This window comes from Marinococcus sp. LNSP9103-4 (genome assembly GCF_056034345.1).
Genome location: NZ_JBQLIA010000005.1, coordinates 16,928 through 41,640, shown reverse-complemented (window position 1 = coordinate 41,640; position 24,713 = coordinate 16,928). Strand labels below are relative to the sequence as shown.

Sequence of the window (24,713 nt, the reverse complement as noted above, 5' to 3'; positions counted from 1 at the left end):
CAGACAACAAGAGTAATTATATCCATCGTAACGTTCTTTGTCAACATTTTTTCTTTACAGTAAACCCTTTTGAACTCTCGAAAAACATCGTATCATGAATAAAGAAACGTGAAAAGCGATATCTCCCGAAATACCCTACGTGAAAGGCGGACTTATAATGAATGTTCTAGGAGTGGTTGTCGAATACAATCCTTTTCATAACGGCCACCTGTATCACCTCGAACAGGCTGCAGACCAGAGTAAGGCCGACGTGATCGTATGTATTATGAGCGGCCCTTTTCTACAAAGGGGCGAACCCGCTCTCGTTCCTAAAAGGGAACGGGCGGAAATGGCGATCTCGAGCGGGGCTGACCTTGTTATCGAGCTTCCTTATATGTTTGCCTGCCAGCATGCTGACATATTTGCTGCCGGGGCTGTTTCCATCTGCAGAGAGCTCGGGGTTACCGATTTAAACTTCGGCAGCGAGCATGGAGAATCCGCTCCATTTATAAAGCTTGTCGATTTTCTTTACGCGCACCGGGACCATTTTGATGAACGCGTACGCTTTCATATTCAGGGAGGATGCAGCTATGCTAAAGCCAACGAACTGGCCTACAGGGACTTAGAGGCTCCGGGCTCCCTGCCGGACTTAAGCCAGCCAAACAATATTCTCGGCTTCCATTATACAAAAGCTGCAGCACAGGCTTACCCGGAGCTCCGGATCGACACTGTCAAACGAAAGGGCGCTTCCTATCACGATATCTCTCCACAGGACTCGTCTATCGCAAGCGCCACCAGCCTCCGGCAGATGCTTCAGCGCGGGGAGGATATCAGTTCGTTTATCCCTGAAGCCTCCAGGCGCATTCTTACCCGACTCCCACGCCTGCGGTTTTGGGAGGATTATTTTGCTGTTCTGCAGGCCAAGGTGGTAGCTGCCTCCGACACAGAGCTTGCTTCCCACTATGATATGTCCGAGGGCCTCCATAACCGTATGAAGCGGCTGATGAAGGAAGCAGCCGCTTTCGACCAGTGGCTGCACCTCGTAAAAACAAAGCGTTATACTTTGACACGCCTTCAGCGTACCGCTGTGCATATATTAACCGGTTTGACAAAAGATGAAGCCTCTGCCGCCTCTGACGGACGGAATGTTGATCACATCCGGGTTCTGGGCATGAATGAGCAGGGAAGATTCTATTTAAACCAGGCAAAAAAACATATATCCGTTCCTCTTTATACGAAAATGAGCAGTAAAAAAACACCGCAGCTGGCCATCGGCGAACGGGCTGATAATGCTTATGCGCTTTTACTTCCGCCTGCTGAAAGGCAGAAAGAATGGCGGAAGGATTACGACCTCCCGCCCCTGCTGCTTTTCTAAGGTTTGCTTTCAGCTACTTTCAAATCGTTTTTTAGGTAGTTTAAGGCTTCGTCAAGTGTCTCCACTGGTACGATTTCCATATCTGACCCGATACTTTCCGCCGTCTGCCTGGCAATTTCATAATTGGAGGGAGACGCCATGTCTGACGCAGGCGCAAAAAAGACATCTATATCTTCTTTATCCGCCGCCACAATTTTTTTATCTATTCCGCCAATCGGGCCGACACCGCCCTGCTCGTCAATGGTGCCGGTACCGGCAATTTTCTCGCCGCCTGTAAGATCTTCTTCTGTGAGCTGATTGTATACTTCAAGCGCAAACATCAGACCCGCAGAAGGCCCTCCGATAGAACCTGCGTCGATCGTAACCCCGGGATCAAGCGAAACGGTCCTTTCCGTATAGGGGTACAATATTCCAAGACCGGAGTTTTCCTCCTCCCCGGTCGAAGCCGGAAACGATTCCACTGCAACCTCTGCCTCCATCTGCCTGTTATTACGCTGAAAAGTGATGGTTGCTTTATCACCTGTTTCCACATTTGCAATCTCACTGTTTAATTCCTCAAGCGTCTGGATATCCGTGCCATTGACCGCCTGGATCAGGTCGCCCTCCTCCAGCTTTTCTGCCGCGTCCATTCCTTCGATAAAGTCCGAAGCCCTTACTCCTCGGTATTCTACATTGACAGTCTTCCCGGCCGCTTCATACGCTGCTATTTCTGCAGACTCCTGGGAGCTCTCCATTACCTGACGCTGGCGTTCAAAAAATTCCTCATCACTTTCATCTTCGAATTGATAGGAATTCTTTGGAGAAAGCTCGCGGTAAGGAGAAAATACTGACCATAAAGCAAGTGCCGGTGTAGCACCCTGTTGAAAAACAGTCGTTAAATACATTTCACCGGATTCCTCTGCCCCCTGCTCCACTTCGACTACCGGGGAGAGGCTGGCTGCCGAACCTGGCTGTATATAATAGTACGGGAGAGGCACCTGGGTTAATATAAGCACCACAGCTGCTATGACAGCTGCAGTAATAATCCTCCGCATTTTCCTGCTTCCGGTGCGATACATGTTCTTCATCCTTTATAAACAATTATTATTCATCATACGAAGGATGGAAGGGAAATTGCAATGAATCGGGCTTCTACCCCCGGTTTTTCTTCTCAAACTGCTTTTTGAGCGCATCTTCCACGTGCGCAGGCACAAGCCCGGATACATCTGCACCGTATTCCGCCACTTCCTTTACAATACTCGAGCTCAGATAAGAGTACTGGTGATTTGTCATCATAAAAAACGTCTCCACGCCGGGCTCGAGCTTTCTGTTTATTGACGCTGCCTGCATTTCATATTCAAAATCAGACACTGCCCGGAGGCCTCTTACGATCGTATCAGCTTTTATTTCTTTTACGTAATCCACTAAAAGCCCGTGAAAAGCATCCACTTCCACCCCTGGCATGTGCTTGACTGATTCTTCTATCAGCTTCACACGCTGGTCAATGGAAAAGAACGGCTCTTTTTTCCGGTTATGCAGTACTGCCACTACCACATGATCAAATACATTGTACGCCCGTTCGATAATATCCAGATGGCCGTTGGTAACCGGGTCAAAGCTTCCTGGATAAATTGCTTTATTCGCCATTGTTAGCGCCTCCTGTCAGCTGCAATATTGTAAGTGTGGTATCACCGTAATTTTTTTCTGCGAATACAGACAGACGTCCGTCAAACGCTGCCGATTTTGCGGTGGCATGCTCCCATATAAGCATGCCGTTTTCTTTTAGCATAGAGCAGTCCAGTACCTTTTTCACCAGCTGACCTGCTTTTTCTTCTGCGTAAGGAGGATCAAAAAAAATCAAATCGAACTGCCGCCCCCGGGCCTCGAGACGTTCCAGGGCTTTAGATGCTTCTGAACGGTAAACCTCTGTCCGGGCACCAAGCGCAAAAGCGTCAATATTGGCCCGGATGGTCCTGACCGCATTCTGGGCTTTGTCGACAAAAACAGCTGAACTGCAGCCTCTGCTGAGCGCCTCAATTCCGAGGTTCCCGGTTCCGGCGAACAGATCGAGGACCGTTTCCTCCTCAGAAAAAAAGGGGCCCAGCTTATGAAACAATGCCTCTTTTACTTTATCTGACGTCGGCCTTGTGCCGGTTCCCGGCACAGCCTTCAGCCTTCGTCCTTTAAGTTCCCCTGCTATCACTCTCATACGTTTCGCCTCACTCTACGATTCTGTGCGCTGCGCCAGCTTCGGAATCACTTTTGTATACATGACAAAGACAGCAGCCCCCAATATGGCGGCGCTGATTAAAAACAAACCGCGCATACCAAGAGCGGCGCTGATCAGCCCTCCAGCAGCCGGTCCAAGCATGTTTCCAAGAAACAAAAAGCTGTTGGAAAATCCGTATGCCCTGCTTTCCATCCCCTGTGGGGACAGCTGGCGTATTAGCGTGTTAGCGGCCGGCAAAAGGCCGCCGAGACACAAACCAACAAAAAAACGTGCAGCAATCAGCTGCCAAAGGTTTGTTACGAAGGCCTGCGGTATAGAAAGAAGCACTGCGCCGATTAATGAACCGAACAGCACATATTGCGCTCCTTTCGTATCGCTGAGTTTACCAAGCTTTGGCGAAGCAAGCATGTTCGCCACCCCCAGGGAGGCCACAGCCAGACCAGCGTAAAAAGCATTGTCCTCTCTGCCGCTCAGCTCTCCAACAAACACGGAAATGAGCGGATTCACTCCGATCAGCGCGAACTGCACAAGAAAAATAACGGTATACAGAGGGATCATAGGCTGTACGCCTGCAATCCTTTTGAAATCATCACTCGTTTTCGTTTTCTCCACCTGCTCCGGCTTCTCGAAATCTTCCTTCACTAAAAACAAAACGGCAACCGCGGCCACGGCGATGCCTAGTCCGGTAATGTTAAATATAGCCCGGAAGCCAAACGCGTCTGCAAGCAGGCCGCCGATCAGCGGACCGCAGATCGTTCCTGCCACCGTGCCCGACTGCAGCATACCGAGCGCACGCCCCACATATTCCTTCGGTGTGTTCGTGGACACGAGCGCGATCGAAGCCGGAATAAAACCGCTGATGGTCCCGTTCAGCATTCTCAGAAAAAACAAACTCCACGGACCGGTGGCAAATCCCATCAGTACCATTACGATTGCCATACCGAAGCCGGAACGAAGCACCATCAGCTTACGGCCCTGTCTGTCTGCAATTTTACCCCAGAGCGGGGCAAATAAAAAAGCCGTTAAAAAATTGACGCCAAAAATAACACCTGACCAGATACTTATCTGCCCAGGGTCTGTCACTCCAAGTTCCTGCAGATACAGCGGCAGGAATGGAACGATCATCGTCATGGCTGCCATTACGAAAAATTGGGCAGCCATTAATATATATAAATTTTTTCTCCATCTTACCATGAGAGAGGTCCCTTCTTTCTGCCTCCCTTATTATAAAACAGCGTTTCCCTTCGAACAATAAAAGGTGGCTTATTTATATTCCTATGCTGTCATCCTGCGGTTGGCTTTCTTTTTCGACCTTGTGGTATTCTAGCGGAATAAATGGTTTTTCCGAACGCTCCACCCTTTCCACAAAACCGAGATTTCCAATTTGGCTTATAGCCGTATCCACATTTTCCTGATCCACATATATTACCGCGTATTTCATTTGTTTGGAAACGTAGTGCACTAATCCGTACTTTCTCAGCTGTCTCGCCTGTTTGACAGATTTAATCCAAACGGCTATGCCAATTCTCGGCTGATGCATGAAAGCACATCCTTTCGCGTGATTTTCGTTAAGTCTAGCATGTCAGGAGAAAAAAGGGCAATGCTGTCTAGGAGGAGTAACATGAACCGACCATCTGTAATTGTTATCGGAGGAGGCTTCGGCGGTCTTACAACAGCCGCCCTGCTCGCCCGCCACCACTGTGACGTCACTTTGTTTGAAGCTTCCAATGAATGGGGCGGCTGCGCCGGCAAGTTCACACACAAGCCGCACCTGTTTCCTGTCGGCACCACTCTCGGCCTCGGTCTGCAGCAGCCGGACGGGCTTCACCACCGGGTTTTCAGCCACCTCGGCGAGCCAATTCCAAAACACGAGAGCCTGGAGACCATTATGCAGGTTCACGCTCCTTCTTTTACTCTGCCTCTTTACTCTTCCCGGGAAAAGCATATCGATACTCTTTGTGGGCTGTTTCCATCCTCGGCAGCCAGTATCCGCTCGTTATACCGCTATATTTTCCGGGTGGGGGAGGAGCTCCGGAAGCTGATCCACCACCTTCCGGTTCTTCCAATGCAAAAGCCCGCTGATTTCATTCGTTCTGTGCGGGCGCTGCGGCCCGGTATCCTCGGTGCTGTCCGCTGGCTCGCTGCCTCCACCGAGGATGTGCTGCGGCACTACCGTCTGCAGGATACCGAGGTACACCAGTATATTGACGGGCAGCTTCTGGACAGCCTGCAGACAAGCAGCCGCCATGCCCCTGCCCTGCTTGGACTGTACGCCCTCGATTTATACCATCAGGGTGCTTCCTATGTATACGGCGGATTGTACCGTATGGCAGAAAAGTTAAAAGAAGCGGGTGAGCGTCACGGAGCTTCTATGCAAAAGCGCCGCCGCATTCAGGCTGTGGAAAGGAACGATGACGGTACCTGGACGGTTATTGATCACCGGGACCGGAAGAGCAGCGCCGATCACCTGGTGTTAAACATCCCTGTCCAGGCCGCCCTGCCTCTATTTCGGTCTGAAGAGCGAAGACAATTCACCCGGCGCTGGCAGACCAAATCCGAAACGCCGATCTGGAGTACTTTTTCTATGTACGGCGTCTGCAAGCCGTCAGAGCCGCCCGCAGCGCTATTTCACCAGCTGCTCTGGGACCAGAAGCTTCCCGGCATTTCAAGCCATTTATTTTATTCATTATCAGCGCCGGATGATCGTCTCCGGGCTCCCGAAGGTGAGCATACGTTTACCGTCTCCACTCACACACCGCCCGAATACTGGGAGGATCTGTCCTTGTATGAAGAAAAAAAGTCAGCAGCCACCAGGGCGCTTGTGGAAAAGATTCAGGAAGCCGGCCTGCCGGTCGAGCCGGAGCGGATCCTTCCCGGAGCCCCGCACGCCTGGGAACGCTACATTAAACGACCCCGCGGGATGGTTGGCGGATTCCCGCAGACGAGGAAAAACACGTTTTTTCAGCCATTATCCCACCGAAGCCCGCTTGAAAACATATGGTTCTGCGGAGATTCCATTTTTCCAGGTGCCAGTACGATGGCCGTAACCATGAGCGGCATTCATGTATTTGAATCGATCAGCGGCCTATCCTTTGCCGCTCTTGAACGACAGCAGTGATCATTTGCGGTGGAACTGCCTGCGTCCGATTTTTTCTATTGCTGAAGGCCACAGCTGGTACAGCGTACTGAGGACTTTCATCCACCGGGGCATAAACACCGTGCGCTTCGGCTTCTCCACCAGCTTCACCAGCTGTCCGGCTACTTTTTCGGAGGATAGGGCTATCTGTTCAACCGAACGCTTATACTTCCCGCTCGGATCTGCGCGGTCGTGAAAATCAGTTCTCACCGGCCCGGTATTTAATACCGAAACCCGCACCCCCGTTCCGGCCGTCTCCAGGCGCAGCGCTTCGGCGAATCCAAGCACAGCACGTTTGCTTGCGGCGTAAACGGTCGCTTTGGGTGTGCCTATAATCCCTGCGGTTGAGCCTGTGAAAACGATATGTCCGCCCGTCTGTTTTAATTCAGCAAGCAGCGCCTGAGTGATGGCGATGTTTCCTTTTACATTTGTATCTATCATCTGCTCCCAGTCCTTTATGCTCAGTTGCTCCAGTTCCCCGAACTTCCCTGTACCGGCGTTATTAATGAGGACGTCCGGGCTTCCGTATATACCAGTGATTTTTTTCATTTCTTTTGCCGCGTTTTCTATTACCCCAACATCCATCGTCCAGGCTGCAAACTTCCCGGGATACCCCTTCCATTCTTCTTCTGCTGCCTGCAGCTGCTCCGTGTTCCTTCCGATACCTATTACCGTCTCTCCGTTTTGCACGAGCTTTTCTGCCGTTTTTCTGCCAATACCGCTGCTTGCTCCTGTTAATATAATTGTTTTCAACTAATCTTCCTCCCAGACGTATTAAAACTTGACAAACTACCTGGCACTTTACATAATAGTAATCACAAATAAGCTGAATAGTACAAAAGCTGTGAAACGGAAATAGTAGGACAAAGCACCGACAGAGAGCATAGCCACGAGCTGAAAGCTATGCCGGAATTTGTTTTGCCTGAACCTGTCCGTGAGCTTCCTTTAGGACGCGGTCCTGCGTTAATGGACATGAGCGGAAAAGACGCAGTCTTTTCAACTAAAGGTGGTACCGCGGATAACTCTTTCGTCCTTTTACAGGCGAAGGGGTTTTTTATATGCAATCAGAACGAATAAGACAGGTGGTTCCAATGAAAAAAGAACGGGTCGTAGTTAAAATCGGGAGCAGTTCTTTAACGAATCAGCAGGGAAGCTTAAGCAGGGAAAAGCTGAAGCAGTATGCAGATGAAATCATCCGGCTGCGACAGGCAGGAAACGAAGTTATTTTGATCAGCTCCGGGGCCGTAGCTGCCGGCTTTTACGACCTTGGCTATCCGTCCCGTCCGGTTACGACTGCCGGTAAACAGGCTGCCGCTGCTGTCGGGCAGAGCCAGCTGATGCAGGCGTATAACGAAGAATTCAGCAGAGTAAATATCGCTTGCGGCCAGCTGCTTTTGACCCGTGAAAATTTTGCCAATCACAGCCAGTACCAGAATGCTCACTCTACTATTACCGAGCTCCTTCACCGCCAGGTGCTTCCCATTATTAACGAAAATGACTCTATCGCTGTCGATGAACTTACGTTTGGGGATAATGACATGCTGTCAGCACTTGTAGCTGGACTTGTGCATGCAGATACACTGCTGATATTAACAGATATCAACGGCATTTACGATAAGAACCCAAACGAAGATCCAGAAGCCAAGAAATATCATTTCATCCCGTCCATCACGAACGACCTAATGGATCAGGCCGGTGAATCCAGCTCCTCTGTCGGTACCGGTGGTATGAGGTCCAAGCTAAAAGCAGCCGGCACAGCCATCCGACTCGGCACCCGGGTATTTGTCGGCAGACTCGGCAGCGGCCACCGACTCGAAGACGTCCTCAGCGGCAAAGGGGACGGCACCTATATAGGGGTGCCCGGCGGCGATGTAATAAACAATAAAAAACAGTGGATCGGCCTCCACTCTGTTACTGCCGGTGCCTTAACAGTTGACGATGGAGCGGCAAAAGCGCTGCTTCGCTCAGGAAAAAGCCTGCTCCCTGCAGGCATCGTCGATGTCCAGGGCCACTTTTCCCCCGGGAATGTTGTCGATGTGTATGACCAGAAGGACCAGCTGCTCGGACGGGGACAGGTGAACATGAGTGCCAAGGAGCTGCAGGCTGTTAAAGGAAAATCCTCGGCCGAAGCAGCCTCGTTTACATTAACGTCAAAATCAGAAGTCATCCACCGGGATAACTGGATTACTACTGTAAGGGAGAGATAAACATGGAACAAACACAAATCAGCACCCAGATGCGGATGCAGGGAGAAGCAGCTAAAAAAGCAGCGAAACGTGTCGCTGTCGCTTCTACCGAAGAAAAAAACAAGGCACTTGCACTTATCGCCGACGAACTTGAAACGAGAGAACCTTTTATTCTTGAAGCGAACGCCCAGGACCTTGAAGCAGGCAGAAAGAATGGGTTATCCCCCGCCCTCCTTGACCGTCTAACGCTTGATTCGGGACGCATCGCAGGTATGGCTGATGGCTGCCGGCAGATCGCCTCTCTTGAAGATCCTATCGGTGAAACCATTGAATCCTGGACCCGGCCGAACGGCCTGAAAATGGAAAGCATCCGGGTGCCGCTCGGCGTGATCGGCATGATTTACGAAGCCCGTCCAAATGTGACGGCTGACGCAGCCGCTCTTGCTTTAAAAACCGGCAACGGCGTTCTTTTACGCGGAAGCTCTTCCGCTTTTCAGTCAAACCAGGCGGTCATGGACGCTATATGGGAGGCTCTGGCAAAAACCTCCCTTCCGAAGGAAGCGGTGCAGCTTGCCTCCGACACGTCAAGAGAGGCTGCCACGACAATGTTTCAGATGAATGATTATCTGGATGTGCTGATTCCGCGCGGAGGTGCTAATTTAATAAAAACTGTAGTGAATCAGTCCACCGTGCCGGTGCTTGAAACCGGCGTCGGCAACTGTCACATTTTTATTGATGAAACCGCCGAAGCCGACAAAGCGGTGCAGATTGCCGTTAACGCCAAAACGCAGCGCCCTTCTGTCTGCAATGCAGCTGAAACCATTCTTGTTCACCAGTCCTGGCTTAACGCCCACGGTGAATCACTGGTGCATGCACTGCTTGCACATGGAGTGACTATCCGCGGGGACGACGGCGTGCAAAAGCTGCACGGCGATGTGGAGCCCGCCACTGATGAGGATTGGAATACCGAATACCTGGATATGATCGTTTCGGTGAAAACCGTACAGAATACGGAAGAAGCCATCGAGCATATCAATACGTTCACGACGTATCACTCTGAGGCAATTGTTACAGAATCCGCGGAAAATAAACGGAAGTTTTTCCAGCAGATTGATGCGGCTGCTCTTTATCATAACGCGTCCACCCGCTTCACCGACGGATTTGAATTCGGGTTCGGGGCAGAGATTGGAGTAAGCACCCAGAAGCTGCATGCCCGCGGCCCAATGGGACTGAAGGCAATCACCTCCTACAAATATTTAATTCACGGAGATGGGCAGATCAAATGATGACAAAAACAAACCTACAGCAGAAAACCATTGCATTTATCGGCTCCGGCTCGATGGCAGAAGCTATATTTTCAGGTCTTCTGCGCCATGAGCTGGTCAAACCGGCGAACGTACTTGGAACGGTTAAATCGTCTGTGGATAAGCAGAAGCGATTGCAGGAGCAGTACGGCATCCAGGTCAAAACTGATAATAAAGAAGCTGTGAAAGCGGCGGACATCGTCGTTCTTGCCGTCAAACCAAAAGACGCCGAAGCGGTCGTCCAGTCATTTGCCGGCGAACTGACAAAGGATAAGCTTTTGATCAGCGTCCTGGCCGGTATTTCTTTAAGTGATCTTGAATCCTTCGTCGAACAGGAGATACCGGTAGTCCGTTCGATGCCAAACACTTCCGCTCACGTCGGCGCGTCAACAACGGCTATATGTGCAGGCACCTATGCCACTGACGAGGACCTTGACCTTGCAGAATCGCTGTTCCAGGTAGTTGGGAGCGTGCACACGATTTCCGAGCAGGACATCGACGGTTTCACCGCGATTGCCGGAAGCGGCCCTGCCTATTTTTATTATTTTTTGGAAGCGATGGAGGCAATGGCGGCCGAATCCGGCTTTGAGCCTGAGGAAGCAAAAAATATTATCGCTCACACAATGGAAGGGGCGGCTTTTCGCTACCTCGATGCTGACAAAAAACCGCATGAACTGTATCAGGAAGTACTAAGTCCAAATGGAGTGACGGAAGCGGCTTTCACCCATCTTGAAAAGCACAGAGTCCAGAAGCATTTTTTAGAAGCCATGAAAGAGGCTTCGAAGCGATCCGGCTCCATTGGAGATTAATGAAAGAAAAGCAGGAACCGGGCCCCGGCTCCTGCTTTTTTATTGCAGCAGCGAAATAATTTTCCCTGCTGCATCCTTTCCGCTTAAAACAGCTCCTTCCACTTTCCCTTCTCCAAACGCGTCTCCTGCAAATGCAAGTGGATACGGCGAATCATAGCTCCTTGAACGGTCCGGATACATATGTACCGGCTTCGCGTAACGCCATCGCTTCGGATGGATCTTCATTATTTTTTTGCGGTCCAAAAGCGGCCCCGCAATACGGGTCAGTTCTTCGGCAAAAACTTCATCGGTGTCGTCCCAGTGCTCCCTTGACCATTCACCTTCAGCGTGCACGGTTAGAACGCAGGAATCAGAAATGCCTTTCTGAAGATTACAGCCGACAAACTGAATTCTCGGGTCCCTGGTCTGGATGCCTCCCGGCGCTATAAGAGGACTCTCCCCGTCATATTCGATCATTACAGATAAACACGGATCATAGCGGACAGAAGAAAGATCCTCTTCCCACCTGCGCTCTCCGGGAACGTTTTGCAGCATATCCAGGGACTGCGGCACCGGGGAAGTTAAAAGTACCGCCCGCGCTTCCATTTGGTTAGTATCTGCACGAAGTACCCAGCCTTCTTCCCCGGGCACGATTGTCGTAATTTTTGTTTCCTTTTCTATCGTTTTTCCCTTCCATAAATTTTTCATCAGCGGTGCCATCCCGGCCCGCCCAACATATCTCGGGTGTCCGTCTCCCTGAAAATGCTGCTCCTGCTCAAGGTTTTCGAGCTGAATAAACCCGTTGCTCCAATTACGTATGTATCCCGCCGCTTCCCATTCTTTTACTGTCTCTTTCATCGACTGACTTCTGGCAGTGAAAAACTGAGCCCCGTGGTCCGCACGGCTGTTGTTCAATCTTCGTGTCGCCATTCTCCCGCCAAGCCCTCTGCTTTTTTCTGCAACCACAGTGCGCAGGCCGTGCTTTTCAAGCTCGCGGTTCGCGCTCCATCCGGCGAGGCCGGCACCAATAATAATGACATCCGGGTTCATATAATTCCTCCTTACACAGCTATTTCTTTTCTTCGTCCATTTTTTTCTGTACAATCAAAGCGGTTCACATCTTTTTAAAGGAGTCTACCTATGAGCGAGATATCTACCTTTACCCGTTTTCGGCAGCGTTTAGCTGTCATTTTGGATCAGCCGTTTTTCACTGCTGTTGTAACGACACTTATTTTATTTAATGCACTCCTCGTAGGGCTTGAAACCTCTGAAACCTTATACGGGCGTTACGAAAATACGTTTTCTGTGTTAAATTACATACTTCTCTGGCTTTTTACCATCGAGGTTATCATCCGGTTTTTAGGTGTTTTCCCCTCCTATCGTTTTTTCCGTTCTCCCTGGAACTGGTTTGATTTCTTCATTGTAGCAGCTGGTCACATTTTCGCTGGTTCAGCTTTTATTACTGTCCTACGGGTGCTCCGGGTCCTACGGGTGCTCCGGGCCATCACAGTTGTTCCTTCCCTGCGGCGGCTTGTGGACGCTCTGCTCCGCACCATCCCTTCGTTAGGGAATATTATGATTCTGATGAGCATCATTTTTTACGTGTATGCCGTAATTGGCACAATGCTTTATCGTGACACGGCCCCTGAGTATTTCGGAGACATTTTCCAGTCCTTACTGACACTCTTTCAGGTCGTAACCCTCGAGTCGTGGGCAAGTGCAGTCATGCGCCCAATCGCTGAAACGAATCCATTAAGCTGGATTTATTTTGTCTCCTTTGTGCTCGTCGGAACGTTTGTTGTGTTTAACCTGTTTGTCGGCGTCATTGTAAGCAACGTTGAAAAAGCGGAAGCCGAAGAAAGCGAAGACAAGCTGCAGAAGCAGCTTGATCACATGGAGAGCGAGCTGAGCGATATTAAACAGCTTCTAAAAGAAAAACAAAAGGATTAGCTTTTTATGTACAAAAGAGGGCAGCCCCGTGGCCGCCCTCTTTATTTTTACTGCAGTATTTCTTTCGTGCTGAAAAATTCTTCATATAAACCGCGGATGGCTTCATCAACATGCCCTTCAGCAATCCCGAAACTGAGTGACACTTCAGATGAGCCCTGGTTGATCATTTCAATGTTAATGCCTTTTTCGGAGAATGCCCGGGTCGCGCGGGCAGCTACGCCCACCGTCTCATGCATGCCTTCGCCTACGAGCATAATCATCGCGTATCCTTTTTCAATGTAAGCATCGTCTGCATCGAGTTCATTCATGATCCGCTCAATGATACGCTCTTCTTTTTCTTTGGACATCTGGCCTTCTTCGATAATGATGGACGTGTCATCGATCCCTGACGGCATGTGCTCATACGAAACGCCTTCGTCTTCAATAATCGCAAGCAGCCGGCGGCCAAAACCTACTTCTCTGTTCATTAAGTATTTGCGTACGTAGATAGTTTCAAATCCTTTATCTGCCGCAATGCCGATAATTGGATTCAATGAATATTCCCGTTCCGAAATGATCATCGTCCCGCTTCCATGCGGGTTATTTGTGTTTTTCACGCAGACCGGAATCTTTTTGCGAAAAGCCGGAATGAGTGCCTCATCATGAAAAACAGCGAATCCTGCATAGGAAAGCTCCCGCATTTCACGGTAGGTCATCCGTTTAATCGCGCAAGGACTGTCCACCACTGTGGGATTGGCCGCAAATACCGAGTCCACATCTGTGAAATTTTCGTAAAGATCAGCCTGTACTCCCGCAGCCAGAATGGAGCCGGTAATATCCGACCCTCCACGGGAAAAGGTGACGAGATCCCCTTCTTTCGAATAGCCGAAGAATCCTGGAAATACTACTACTCCTTCGCGCTCGCGCAGCTTATAAATGTGGTCGTAGGACTCGTTCAGCACCTGGGCATTTCCGGGGGTGTCGCTTACAAACAGGCCGGCATCGTTTGGGTTAACATACTCGGCCACAGTGCCGATGCTTTGAAGATACCTTGCCACTACCTTAGCGTTATTATCTTCGCCGCCGGCTTTCATCTGGTCAACGAAACGTCCTTCATTACTTTTGCTGAACTGAATACGGGCCTCAATATCACTTTCAATAGTTGCGATAATGTCGTCTGATAGGTTCAATTCGGCTGTAATACTACGGAAGCGTTCCAGTACTCTGTTTTTGGCCTCTTCCACCCCGGAATTCTCCAGGCAGGCTTCGGCGAGGGCGATTAATAAATCTGTTACTTTCGTATCTTCGCCGCTTCTTTTGCCGGGCGCAGATACTACTACCACCCTGCGGTCTTCATCCGTCGCTACAATATCCGCCACCTTTTTTATCTGTTCTGCACTTGCCAGAGAACTTCCGCCAAATTTAGCTACTTTCATTTTCCTGTCACTCCTGTCATTATTTCCAGTCTTTGTATAAATATCATTCGTGTATATTTCCTGCTTTGTTATTATGATGTGAATTGTTCAAAAATTTCACAATTAATAGATTATCACATGTTTTATCCGTCAACAATCAGTAATATACATGGTTAAAGCCCGTTTGACCCGATTCTTATGTGAAAGAACCCGTGGTCCGTTGCATACGCGTAATCCATAGCAATTACTTTCAATTGGTAGCCTATAGTCATTTATCTATTAATCCCCCCCTTTTCGCAGGTTTAAGCATTGATTTCACATTTTCATTTCTCTGTTATGTGAGGTAATCTAACAAACAACCATACATAAAAAAGTTATTGTGGTATATTAGCTTACAAAAGAGATGAAAAGGGGAGCAAACTATGTCGTCATATAAAGACAAAAAAGTAATTACGATTGGAGTTATGAGCGAATTAACCGGACTTTCCGAAAGAAAAATTCGCTACTATGAAGAACGTAAATTGATTTACCCTGACCGCACTTCCGGCGGGACCAGGAAATATTCTTTTTTGGATGTAGAACGGCTCCTCGATATTGCAGAAAAAATGGAAGACGGTATGCAGACATTTGAAATCCGCCGCATGGAACAAAAGAAAATGAAAAACAAAGAATTGCGGGAAAGAATGCTGCGCGGCCAGTTGAACGCAGCCTTCAATATGCGAAAAGGCTGATTCCATTTCATTCCAAAAGACAGCTGTTGAGTCGATTTGAACCAACAGCTGTCTTTGGTCTGCCTAAAAGCGCCTAGATTACCATTAATTGCGTTTTTTGGAACTTGACGAAACCTTGAAATCCTTTTATTATTCAACATGTCTTTATATCTCTGTGTTGTAGTTATCGTTCTTTTGCTTTATGAGAAATCAATGAAAGTATGTGATGACAGTGCTTCATGAGTTAAAAAACACAAATATTATGGATCAGGAAATAGCTGAGCTGATCATCGGCCACGAAAAAGTAGCCCATGTACAGGCAGTCAATCCCCTCGACCATGCGCTTTTGATACTAATTAAATCCGGTTACACTGCGGTCCCGGTGTTAGATACACATTACCGTGTACAGGGCCAGATCAGCAAGGCCCAGGTACTTGATACGATCCTCGGCACAGAACGCATCGAAATGGATAAGCTCCATGAGCATACGGTGGAAACGGTCATGTCGGAAAAAGTTCCGAAAATGAACGTAGATGATAACTTTGGGAAGGCATTGACGCTTTCTATCAATCATCCATTTGTATGTATTGAAGATGATGAAGGTGCCTTTGTTGGTCTCATTACACGGCGGGCTATTCTCGTTATGGTCCACCGCGAATTTCAGTCTGATTAAAGGAAGCTCCGCTTTTTGATTAAAAAGCGGAGCTTCCTTTATTTTCCGTACTAAACTGTTTTACTACAAAGGCTTTGCGGCTTTTAAACATTCCTCCTAAAAAGCACTTCACCATCCATGCCGGTACTACTGACTCAAATTCGATGTAATCATGAACTCCCGTAAGCGGCCCAAGCTCCTGGAAAGTATGAGTATGCTTCCATGCCGTAAACGGAAAAGGCAGCTTTTTCCCTTCATCCTGAAACGAGCTCGGCTCATCCACGTAAGTAATAACCGAATCCCATACCGTTTTCCATAGACCAAAATAAAGGTACAGCCGGATCTCCGCGCCTGCTTCAGCTTTCCCGGAGGCTTCCACCTCAACTTCAGGAAACTGTGTCATCTCTTCAAGCTGCACCGGGTCCTGAAAGTAATTCCAGACTTCTTCTCTGGAAGCAGGCACTACGGTCTGGGCTTCAAACACACCTTTAAACATAGTAAAAACCTCCTCTTTAAAGGAGTTATACCCTAAAAGAGGAGGTTTTATGTTTATCAGGAGCAGCCGCAGCTTCCGCCGGTCGAACAGCCGCACGACTGGTTATCATAAAACGGATTGCCTGTCGGCACTTTGATGGAAGATGATACGGATTCTGCCACCAGAGTGGATATTTCCGTCAGTAAATTATCAAGCGCTTTTTCTGCCTGACGGTACCGGATGACTGTTTCATGCATATCCATTTCCCGCTTTACGACTCTCACCTGCTTGGCGGTTGTCTTATAGTCCGGGTGGTACGCCCCAAAGCGCTGTACTTCCTCGTACTGATCCTTCCAGCTTAAAAAATTATTAATTTTTTCCTGGGCCTCCGGATCTTCCTTCATCGCTTTTTTGGCTTCCTTATATTCGATATATATATCAGACTCTACAACCATGTATCCTAACTGTTCCGATTGCTCGAGTATATCTACAGACGTCGATGCTTCTATTACAGACATACATTCACCTCCGCTTTTATTTTATCACGGATCCCCTGATTCTATGAAGAACGAATCATCATATTTGTTCGCTTTTTATCTTATTGCTACAATATAAAAAGAAGTGCACTACGGAGAGGATGACAAACATGACGGAAAAACATTCACCCCAGCTGACAGAACAGGAGATGCTTGAAAGCATTCTGGCAGATGGCTCCCCGGAAGCGAAAGAGCTGACCAGGCATTATCTTAAACTGCTGCACGACTGGGATACTTCAGACGCCAGAAGCGGCGTAGAACACTTAATGCATACGTCCACCTACTGGGAGGATGAAGAAACGCTCTGCGCCCAGGTTCCGGTTCATTCCGGCCTGCATAATACTCACGGTATCGTTCACGGCGGCGTACTGACGACAATCATGGATAATTCCATGGGGGTGCTTCTTTCAGAGCTCTCTCCTGTTCCAGGCGATATTTTAACGATCGATATTCATGTACAATTTATTTCAGCCGGCACCGGCAGACAGCTTACCTGTAAAGCGTCTCCAGTCACCGTCGGCCGCCGGATCTCCTATGCCGAAGCCGCAGTTTATGATGAAGAAAACCGCCTTATTGCAAAAGCAGATGGAACCTTTTATCTAAAACAGGCTGCCCGCTCCTGACCCAGTGTTCATTAATTTATTACTACTATCCGTTTAAATACATTATAATGAATAAAGCACGTACATACTGCTTCATTTTGACGAAAGGAGTTTCCCTGTGACCGCCCTGCTGACAAAAAAAAATATTTTCCGGTTTATCGGCATCGTTCTTGCCCTTGTCGCTCTTTACTTTATTCTGCCAGTCTCAGGTCCTATTATTCTTGCGTGGCTGACAGCCCTGGCCCTCTCTCCGGCTGTGCGACTCGCTATGCGTTCTCTTAAGATTAAGCGGCCGTTTTCAGTTATGATCGTTTTCTCGGCTTTTCTTTTACTGTTGATTCTACTCGGCTATTTGTTGATTACGCAGGTGATTACCCAGCTGGTGGCTTTCTCCAAAAATCTCCCTACATATATCAGCAACCTTGTGGACACCGTGGAAAATATTCAAACCGGCCTGAATAACCGCTATGAGCAGTGGAATCTGCCGCAGGACACCATCGACCAGATCAACAGCCGGATTGCCGAAATGCTTACCGGGCTTCAGGAAAATATCGCAAGCGACGATCTGCTGAACCAGGCGACGGCGGTTATCGCTTCTATTCCCGGCTATTTAATTATGTTTTTAGTTTATTTGATTGCCCTGTATTTATTTATGATCGATCTCCCAAGACTGAAGGATAAATTCTATTCCTTTTTAAAGCCCGAAACTGGTGAAAAATTTCAATTCATGACCAGCCGGCTCGCTGAAGTGATTCTCGGCTTCTTCAAAGCCCAATTTTTGGTCAGCTTAATTATACTGGCCGTTACGTTTATCGGATTGATGATTTTTATCCCCGAAGTGGCGATTGTGATGAGTCTGATTATTTGGGCCGTTGACTTCATTCCAATTATCGGCTCGATCGCCATTCTCGCCCCGTGGTCTATCTATATGTATATCAGCGGCGACCTTGTCCTTGGAACACAGCTGCTGGCGCTTGGTATTGTTCTGCTCATCATCCGCCGTACTGTCGAGCCAAAAGTAATGGGGCACCATATTGGACTCTCCCCGCTTGCCACGTTAATCAGCCTGTATCTCGGGCTTACCCTTCTTGGCGTCGTAGGCTTTATCGTTGGTCCGCTTACGGTTATTGCTTTTACTTCTGCACGGGAAGCAGGGCTCATTAAATTAAATTTCAGAGTATAAAAAAGGAAAGCCGCCGGGGCTTTCCTTTTTCTTAATAGTACGGAGCGATCATGAAATAAACCACTACACCGGTAATGCTCACATACAGCCAAAGCGGCATCGTCCAACGGGCAATTTTACGGTGCTTCTGCACCTGATACGTAAAGCCTTTTAAAAATGTATAGATTGAAAGCGGCACGATCAATGCTGCCAAAATAATGTGAGAGATCAAAATAAAGTAATACACATATTGAATGATTCCTTCCCCGCCGTAGGACGTGCTCGATGCAAGGCTGTGGTACGCCAGATACGTAACGAGAAAAAGAGCGGTGGTCGAGAATGCCCCGTATATAAACCGGCGGTGCATCTTAATATTTTTTCTTAAAATAAAGTATAAAGCCCCGAGTAAAAATACAGTCGTAAAGCTGTTAAATATTGCATTCATCATCGGCAGAATGGTCAAATCGAAGCCGTTAAATGTCTGCCCGCCGCCTTCTACAAAAATCAAAACCGTGACGAGCCCGTTGATAATTACGCTGAGCATTATCACGATCCACGTGTGCGTACGATTAGTTCGCTTCTGTTCTTCGGCTTTTAAATGCGACACGTATATTCCTCCTCTTCTCTGGTAGCGGTTATATTATACTAAATCCCAGGGCTTTTTGCAGAGCCCTGAATTAACAATCCAGTGAACGTTTTTTCTTTGCCATTGCTGCTTTCACATATTTTTCACATTTCATTATTTGTTCACGGGCGGACCAGTATTAAAAATTGACTTTTTCAGGCTGGAAATCTACGATTAATTATGTAAGAAAAACGTGGAATTTTTAATTGCATTTATATTGAAGGAGTGACTTATTTTGCACTGGGGACTACGCATATTTGGCGTCATTACTTCCATCGGCATGCTTATTGTACTGCTGCAGGGAGCTCTGGTGACTAACACAGGGTCCGGGGAAGGCTGCGGTGCCACCTGGCCGCTTTGCTTTGGGGAAGTGGTACCTTCCAACCCTGCCGTCGCCACTATAATTGAATACAGCCACCGGCTCTGGTCAGGACTGATGGGACTTTTTGTTATTATTCTGGCTATCTGGTCGTCCGTGAAGCTTTCCCACTTACGGGAGACAAAATTTATGGCGCTGATGGCTGTATTGTTTATTATTTTTCAGGGATTAATGGGAGCCGGCGCTGTCATCTGGGGCAACTCGAGTCTCGTGCTCGCGCTCCATTTCGGCATCAGTGCCATTTCACTTGCCACAGTCATCATGCTCACAATACTGGCATTTGAGGATAACGAGAAGCCGTCGCTGCAGCCTAAAGTAACAAAAGGCTACCGCAGTTATCTGATCGCTACTATCGTCTATTCCTACGCCGTCATCTATACCGGCGCCTACGTGAAGCACTCCGGCGGATCAGAGATGGCCGGGTGGATCCATCGCGGCGCTGCTGTCGCTCTCATGATTGTCGTCGCAGTTCTGATGATTTGGACGCTGAAACGATTCAGAGCCTACACTTCCCTTGCTGCTATGAGTGTAATGACATTCGTTTTAATACTCGTTCAGGCAGGCGCAGGTATCGCTCTCCTTTTCGGAGCGCCTCATTTAACATCAGTGCTTATTCACGCACTGACAATCAGCATTATTTTCACTATTATGACCTATATGCTCGTGATTATTACGAGGCGTCCCGCCCTTTCATCATCAGAGCTTACCAGCAACTCCAATAACATCAAGCAGAAAGAAGCAGGCCTTCATCATTAAAGGGCCTGCTTTTTTGCATCAGAAAAAGTCATACATAAATGGAGTGAGTCCCGGGAGAACACGGTCAAGCAGCTCCAGCTGCTGTTTATTTCCTTTCACCAGCGACGTGCGCTCAGCTTCACGTACAGTGATATATCCCATAGCAATGGCGGTTAAGGTATTAATAGAAAGTTCGATGCCGGTGCGGTTTGAGAGCACTTCTTTAATTTCTGTCCGGCCCTCTTTCGATTTATACAGCTGCCAGCTCGTATTGTTCCAATCACAGAAGTCATCCTCCACATGCAGCACCAGAGACTCCTCGACCGGCAGATTCAACGGATACTGATGCAAAAATGGATATACATCGACAATTCTGGCCATAAAGTAGCTTTTTCTCGTTTCTTCAATTTTCGGCTCCGGCAGCAGATAACGGCTGGGATCATCAATAACTGGAGAAATTTTAGCAGTTTCAATCATGGAATCATGATTCGCTAAAAAACGCCACAATTCTCTGCGGGCATCTTCATGCCAGGCCACAAATTCATGCACGGTCAGCTGCTGCTCTTTTACCTCATACAGCACGTACCCGCTGTCAAAACCATTCGCATCAGTGTAAACAGCGGCATTGCCTTTTTTCCGCTGAAGCGTCCGGTTTTTCCACCACTGTTCAGACCGCGCAATCATGCCGGCATATTGTTTCGCCCACTTCTGATAGATATAGTCGAGAATCTGCCAGTCCTGCTGGTAGATTCGGCGAATGCTGCCTTTTTCAGGCTCCCCAGTATCCGGAAGCTCGTTTTTCGTCACCGTCCAGTGCTTGGTGTCACAGAACACCTCCCAGCCGAATTTCCGGTAAAAGGAAGTCGAAAACGGATAAAGCATCGAGATCGGAACCCCCCGGTCCCTCAAATCCACCAGTGCTTCCTTCAGCAATGAACGCACCAGGCTGCCCCGGCGCTTTTCCGGCCATGTTGCCACACCGGAAATTCCTCCCATCGGCATTTTCACATCCCCAAGGTAAACTACCGTGGGGAAAATAGCTACTTTAGAGAGGACCTTGCCCCGTTCGACCGCGACCCAGTTATCCTGGGGAACGATAGTCCGCCGCCTCTCCCGGCGCTGTTCTTCTGTTAAATGAATTTGAAAAGCATATTGGGCCAGATCCAGACTTTGATCAATTTCTGATTTTTTCATACGGCGAATGTCCATGGCTTACTCTCCTTTAAACATTTCAATTGCTTTCTTTCGCTGTACCGAGTGGTCCACCTCAGGCTCCGGGTAGTCCTCTCCAAGGATGCAGCCGTACTCCCGCTGCTGCTTTTCACTCATTTTCCACGGAGTGTGAATATATTTTTTTGGAACTGACTGCAGCTCCGGCACATATTCACGAATATAATCGCCCTGCGGGTCAAAACGCTCACTCTGCCTCACTGGAGAAAAGACGCGGAAGTACGGTACCGCATCTGTACCAGTAGACGCAGCCCACTGCCATCCCCCGGCATTGGAAGAAGGATCATAATCAATCAGCCTTTCAGCAAAATATCTTTCCCCTTCTCTCCAGTCGATCAAATAATCCTTAGTTAAAAAGGAAGCAGCAATCATTCTTCCGCGGTTATGCATCCAGCCTATTTCATTTAACTGCCGCATACAGGCGTCTACAATCGGATAGCCGGTACGGCCTTCCTTCCACGTCTGCAGTCTTTTTTTATCATACTCCCACGGCAGATTCCGGTACGCCTCTTTCAGCTCCTTGTTTTTCAGCTCAGGACGTGTGGCGTGAATCATATTGTAATAATCTCTCCAGGCCAGTTCACTGACAAAAGCTTCAGCCCCGGGGTTCCCCTCTTCAAGCTGCTCTGAAAGGGCTTGATAAATCGTCCGAACTGACAGCCGGCCGGTTTTTAAGTAGGCAGAAAGCCGGCTCGTTCCGTCACTCGAAAGGGCATTGTTCGTTTCATGATACTCCGGGGCAATTTCCTCTACAAACGTTTCCAGCCGTTCCCGCCCGTCTTTCTCCGCAGTGCGCTCCCACGTCTTTTTGTTATTGTTCAAATAAGAAGACAGCTTATTATAAGCAGCCTTTTGCGGCAGTTCCAGACGCGCCTGCTTGCTGATAATACGATCGAGTTTGCATTCATACGGCTGTTCTTTTTCAAGCTGACGCCAGGCACGATAATAAGGAGTATAGACGGAATAGAATCCTCCGTCTTTTTTCTGCACTTCATCGGAGCGATGAAAATGAGCATCTTTATAGACATGTGCTTCTACGTTTTTCTGCTCCATTTCTTTTAATACCTGCTCGTCCCGCCGGGCCGCTTGCGGTGCTTCGTCTTCATTAAAAAATAAATGCGCAAGCGCCGGAACTTTTTCTTTTAAGTACGTGAAAGCTTCATTCGCTGGACCGTGCAGAAAATATAATTGTATATGTTGATCATCGCATTCTTTACGAAATTTTTCTAGATTTTGAAAAAAATAATCATGATGAGGGCACGAATATTCATAAAAGTCTGGATCAAGATGAAAAACTAAAAACCACTGCCTGCCTCCTTCGGCTTCCACCCACCGCTGCATTTCATACATTGCCCGGTTATCTGTTAACCTTAAATCCCTTCGCATCCATAAAGCACTTACTTCAGTCATACACTCCGCTCCTTTTACACCCTAATGCTTCCTCTTCAATTCTATACCTTTTTTCCGTTTATTTTACGCTTTTTCCTGAAGAAAACATCCTTTTCAACAGATTTTTTCCTTTCAGAAATATCCTCTCAGCGCTGAGAAGAAATCACTTTCGCTTTTTGTATTCATCATAAAAAAAGACCGGCCCGCTGAACTGATCCCCGTCAAGTAGACAATGGAAATAAGTAAAACTCTTAAGCGGCTTGATTCCGGTATTCCAACGGGGTCAAGCCGTTTAAATATTCCTGGTATCTCTGGTGATTGTAAAACTGAATGTAGCGGTGAATCGCTTCCACGAGGTCCTCATAGGTAGCGTAAAATGAGTCCGGCAAATAGTATTCCTCGCATTTCAGCGTGCCAAAAAACCCTTCCATGGGACCGTTGTCCAAGCACCGGGACACCCGCGACATGCTATGGTCCAGGCCGTGGGCCTCCACGATGGCCTTAAATCCCCGCGAGGTGTACTGGAATCCCCGATCGCTGTGAATCATCGGTTGAGCGACCGGATAAGCTCGAAGAGCTTGTTCCATGGTCTGAAAGACGAGCTGATTGTTATTGAGCGTGCTGATTTCATAGTGGACGATTGACTTGTCGTACAGATCGAATATGGCGCTGAGAAACGCTTTTCGCCCGGTGGCGTCCACGAATTCCGTGACGTCCGTCAGCCATTTCTCATTGGGGCGGGAGGCCTGAAAGTTCCGGTTGAGTTTGTTCGCCTCCACGTGCTGGGGCGAAGCTCCCGGCGAGCGTTTCTTCTTCCGCCGGATGACGGCTTGAAGATCGTAGATCTTCATGAGCCGGTGCAGGCGTTTTCGGCTGATCGATCGGCCCAGTTCCCGGCTCAAATGCTGCGCCATCCGCCGATAGCCATAAATGCCTCGCACCCGGGTCTGCACCTCCCGGACAAGCACCATTAATGCCTCATTGCGCTTTTCCTCCGCCGTGGGGGTGCGTTTCCGCCATTTGTAATAGCCCGCCCGGGACACCCCGGCGATCCGGCACAATGCCTGCACCGGAAACCCCTGTTCCTCCTGCAGCTCCTGAATGGCTCGAAACCGGGACGCATAACGTACCCGGGTCAGCGATCCCCCCTTTCGATCTCCTGGAGCTTTTTTAAAAAGGCATTCTCCATGCGTAATTGTTCGTTTTCCTTCTCGATCCGTCGTTTCTCCTGTTCGGCTTGCTCTTCGTTGGTTAACGCTTTTGGTTGCCGGGAGCGGCCGCGCCGGTCCTCCAGGGCGTCCCAGCCGCCCTGTTCATATTTCTGGACCCATCGGTATACCTGATTGTAGGAAACGTGATGCTGCTCGGCGACACGGCTGTAATCTTTCTGTTGGGCCAGGCAATCCTGCACAATAGCTATTCGTTCCTGCCAGGTGGTGGAGCGTGCGTGTGTCATCGGGGAACCTCCTCGTTTCTTGGATAGGGTCCCTTCATGATACTGCATAATCCACCTTTGAAACACGGATCTACTCGAAATGCCGTAGATACGAAGAATATCCCGCCGGGATACTCTTCCCTTCAAGTACGTTTCCACGGCTTCCCGTTTCCGTTCCGGGGAATGCTTCTTCCACTGCCTGGACTCCGTTAATGCTTCAACTCCGTGGTGGCGATACCGATCCATCCATTGGATTAACGTTGTTTCGTTGATCTTCCAGTAGCGACAAAAACTGGCCCTGCTTTCGGTCCATTCATGGAAGGCATGGATGACCTCTAATTTTTTCTTCGTCGAATAGGATCGATTAGACATAAAAATACTCCCCTCTAAGCAAAACAGATGATGTATTTCATCTGTCTACTTAAAGGGGAGCATATCACGCCGGCCGATCTTTTTTAACTG

At 48.5% G+C, this 24,713-nt stretch carries 26 protein-coding genes and 1 other annotated feature; of the genes, 11 read left to right on the top strand and 15 right to left on the bottom strand.

What is annotated here, in order from left to right; genetic code table 11:
* The first annotated feature begins 157 nt into the window (after positions 1-157).
* On the top strand, positions 158-1,354 hold the full coding sequence (locus ACTRXG_RS05090; RefSeq protein ID WP_474284236.1) for a nucleotidyltransferase: 1,197 nt from the start codon (positions 158-160) through the stop codon (positions 1,352-1,354).
* Here ACTRXG_RS05090 and ACTRXG_RS05085 read toward each other — a convergent pair.
* From ACTRXG_RS05085 to ACTRXG_RS05065, 5 genes are all read right to left on the bottom strand, one after another.
* Positions 1,351-2,388: a SepM family pheromone-processing serine protease gene (locus ACTRXG_RS05085; protein WP_474284235.1), complete on the bottom strand. Its 1,038-nt coding sequence runs from the start codon at positions 2,386-2,388 to the stop codon at positions 1,351-1,353. The two genes, ACTRXG_RS05090 and ACTRXG_RS05085, sit on opposite strands and share 4 nt — an antisense overlap.
* Before the next feature lie 97 nt (positions 2,389-2,485).
* Complete coding sequence (gene coaD, locus ACTRXG_RS05080; RefSeq protein WP_462865198.1) at positions 2,486-2,980, bottom strand: pantetheine-phosphate adenylyltransferase; 495 nt, start codon at positions 2,978-2,980, stop codon at positions 2,486-2,488.
* On the bottom strand, positions 2,970-3,542 hold the full coding sequence (gene rsmD / locus ACTRXG_RS05075; protein WP_462865197.1) for a 16S rRNA (guanine(966)-N(2))-methyltransferase RsmD: 573 nt from the start codon (positions 3,540-3,542) through the stop codon (positions 2,970-2,972). Before rsmD ends, coaD begins: the two co-directional genes overlap by 11 nt.
* Before the next feature lie 15 nt (positions 3,543-3,557).
* Positions 3,558-4,757, bottom strand: coding sequence for an MFS transporter (locus tag ACTRXG_RS05070; protein ID WP_474284234.1), 1,200 nt, complete (start codon positions 4,755-4,757; stop codon positions 3,558-3,560).
* 73 nt (positions 4,758-4,830) lie between these two features.
* The gene (locus tag ACTRXG_RS05065; protein ID WP_474260356.1) at positions 4,831-5,103 is read right to left on the bottom strand and encodes a YlbG family protein; all 273 of its coding nucleotides are present in this window, start codon (positions 5,101-5,103) and stop codon (positions 4,831-4,833) included.
* 81 nt (positions 5,104-5,184) lie between these two features.
* Between ACTRXG_RS05065 and ACTRXG_RS05060 the strand changes: the two genes are divergently transcribed.
* On the top strand, positions 5,185-6,681 hold the full coding sequence (locus ACTRXG_RS05060; protein WP_474284233.1) for a phytoene desaturase family protein: 1,497 nt from the start codon (positions 5,185-5,187) through the stop codon (positions 6,679-6,681).
* Here ACTRXG_RS05060 and ACTRXG_RS05055 read toward each other — a convergent pair whose 3' ends face one another.
* Positions 6,682-7,452 (bottom strand): SDR family NAD(P)-dependent oxidoreductase, encoded by a 771-nt coding sequence (locus ACTRXG_RS05055; protein ID WP_474284232.1) that lies wholly within the window; start codon positions 7,450-7,452, stop codon positions 6,682-6,684.
* 82 nt (positions 7,453-7,534) lie between these two features.
* Positions 7,535-7,737 (top strand) — a binding site (T-box leader).
* Positions 7,738-7,790: 53 nt separating this feature from the next.
* On the opposite strand from ACTRXG_RS05055, the gene proB reads away from it, so the two are divergent.
* From proB to proC, 3 genes are read left to right on the top strand one after another with little or no spacing between them, the layout of a single operon-like run.
* Positions 7,791-8,906 (top strand): glutamate 5-kinase, encoded by a 1,116-nt coding sequence (gene proB, locus ACTRXG_RS05050; protein ID WP_474284301.1) that lies wholly within the window; start codon positions 7,791-7,793, stop codon positions 8,904-8,906.
* 2 nt (positions 8,907-8,908) lie between these two features.
* On the top strand, positions 8,909-10,171 hold the full coding sequence (locus tag ACTRXG_RS05045; protein ID WP_474284231.1) for a glutamate-5-semialdehyde dehydrogenase: 1,263 nt from the start codon (positions 8,909-8,911) through the stop codon (positions 10,169-10,171).
* On the top strand, positions 10,168-10,998 hold the full coding sequence (proC, locus tag ACTRXG_RS05040; RefSeq protein ID WP_474284230.1) for a pyrroline-5-carboxylate reductase: 831 nt from the start codon (positions 10,168-10,170) through the stop codon (positions 10,996-10,998). Before ACTRXG_RS05045 ends, proC begins: the two co-directional genes overlap by 4 nt.
* Before the next feature lie 39 nt (positions 10,999-11,037).
* On the opposite strand, the gene ACTRXG_RS05035 is transcribed toward proC, so the two are convergent.
* Positions 11,038-12,027, bottom strand: a complete 990-nt coding sequence (locus tag ACTRXG_RS05035) for an NAD(P)/FAD-dependent oxidoreductase (protein ID WP_474284229.1) — start codon at positions 12,025-12,027, stop codon at positions 11,038-11,040.
* Between the two features lie 90 nt (positions 12,028-12,117).
* Here ACTRXG_RS05035 and ACTRXG_RS05030 point away from each other — a divergent pair, with 90 nt between their 5' ends.
* A complete protein-coding gene (locus tag ACTRXG_RS05030; protein ID WP_474284228.1) occupies positions 12,118-12,927 on the top strand; it encodes an ion transporter in 810 nt (269 codons plus the stop codon).
* A gap of 47 nt (positions 12,928-12,974) precedes the next feature.
* On the opposite strand, the gene ACTRXG_RS05025 is transcribed toward ACTRXG_RS05030, so the two are convergent.
* The gene (locus tag ACTRXG_RS05025; protein WP_474280328.1) at positions 12,975-14,342 is read right to left on the bottom strand and encodes an aspartate kinase; all 1,368 of its coding nucleotides are present in this window, start codon (positions 14,340-14,342) and stop codon (positions 12,975-12,977) included.
* Between the two features lie 401 nt (positions 14,343-14,743).
* Between ACTRXG_RS05025 and ACTRXG_RS05020 the strand changes: the two genes are divergently transcribed.
* Positions 14,744-15,052 (top strand): MerR family transcriptional regulator, encoded by a 309-nt coding sequence (locus ACTRXG_RS05020; RefSeq protein ID WP_022792668.1) that lies wholly within the window; start codon positions 14,744-14,746, stop codon positions 15,050-15,052.
* A 205-nt stretch (positions 15,053-15,257) separates the two neighbouring features.
* Positions 15,258-15,704, top strand: a complete 447-nt coding sequence (gene cbpB / locus ACTRXG_RS05015; protein WP_474260341.1) for a cyclic-di-AMP-binding protein CbpB — start codon at positions 15,258-15,260, stop codon at positions 15,702-15,704.
* Between the two features lie 19 nt (positions 15,705-15,723).
* Here the strand turns inward: cbpB and ACTRXG_RS05010 are convergent, their stop codons facing one another.
* Both ACTRXG_RS05010 and ACTRXG_RS05005 read right to left on the bottom strand, forming a co-directional pair.
* Entirely contained in the window at positions 15,724-16,179 is a 456-nt protein-coding gene (locus ACTRXG_RS05010; RefSeq protein ID WP_474284227.1) for an SRPBCC family protein, read from the bottom strand.
* Positions 16,180-16,235: 56 nt separating this feature from the next.
* Complete coding sequence (locus tag ACTRXG_RS05005; RefSeq protein WP_474277215.1) at positions 16,236-16,676, bottom strand: YlbF/YmcA family competence regulator; 441 nt, start codon at positions 16,674-16,676, stop codon at positions 16,236-16,238.
* A gap of 128 nt (positions 16,677-16,804) precedes the next feature.
* On the opposite strand from ACTRXG_RS05005, the gene ACTRXG_RS05000 reads away from it, so the two are divergent.
* Entirely contained in the window at positions 16,805-17,317 is a 513-nt protein-coding gene (locus ACTRXG_RS05000; protein WP_462865177.1) for a PaaI family thioesterase, read from the top strand.
* 97 nt (positions 17,318-17,414) lie between these two features.
* Positions 17,415-18,479, top strand: coding sequence for a sporulation integral membrane protein YtvI (gene ytvI, locus ACTRXG_RS04995; RefSeq protein ID WP_474284226.1), 1,065 nt, complete (start codon positions 17,415-17,417; stop codon positions 18,477-18,479).
* Positions 18,480-18,510: 31 nt separating this feature from the next.
* On the opposite strand, the gene ACTRXG_RS04990 is transcribed toward ytvI, so the two are convergent.
* Entirely contained in the window at positions 18,511-19,002 is a 492-nt protein-coding gene (locus tag ACTRXG_RS04990; RefSeq protein WP_474284300.1) for a DUF420 domain-containing protein, read from the bottom strand.
* A gap of 316 nt (positions 19,003-19,318) precedes the next feature.
* Here ACTRXG_RS04990 and ACTRXG_RS04985 point away from each other — a divergent pair, with 316 nt between their 5' ends.
* The gene (locus ACTRXG_RS04985; protein ID WP_474284225.1) at positions 19,319-20,218 is read left to right on the top strand and encodes a COX15/CtaA family protein; all 900 of its coding nucleotides are present in this window, start codon (positions 19,319-19,321) and stop codon (positions 20,216-20,218) included.
* Positions 20,219-20,236: 18 nt separating this feature from the next.
* On the opposite strand, the gene ACTRXG_RS04980 is transcribed toward ACTRXG_RS04985, so the two are convergent.
* From ACTRXG_RS04980 to ACTRXG_RS04965, 4 genes are all read right to left on the bottom strand, one after another.
* On the bottom strand, positions 20,237-21,406 hold the full coding sequence (locus tag ACTRXG_RS04980; protein ID WP_474284224.1) for a GNAT family N-acetyltransferase: 1,170 nt from the start codon (positions 21,404-21,406) through the stop codon (positions 20,237-20,239).
* A gap of 3 nt (positions 21,407-21,409) precedes the next feature.
* Positions 21,410-22,837, bottom strand: coding sequence for a cryptochrome/photolyase family protein (locus ACTRXG_RS04975; protein ID WP_474284223.1), 1,428 nt, complete (start codon positions 22,835-22,837; stop codon positions 21,410-21,412).
* Positions 22,838-23,067: 230 nt separating this feature from the next.
* A complete protein-coding gene (locus tag ACTRXG_RS04970; protein ID WP_474284299.1) occupies positions 23,068-23,910 on the bottom strand; it encodes an IS3 family transposase in 843 nt (280 codons plus the stop codon).
* A 41-nt stretch (positions 23,911-23,951) separates the two neighbouring features.
* The gene (locus tag ACTRXG_RS04965) at positions 23,952-24,623 is read right to left on the bottom strand and encodes a transposase (protein WP_474284222.1); all 672 of its coding nucleotides are present in this window, start codon (positions 24,621-24,623) and stop codon (positions 23,952-23,954) included.
* Positions 24,624-24,713 lie beyond the last annotated feature (90 nt).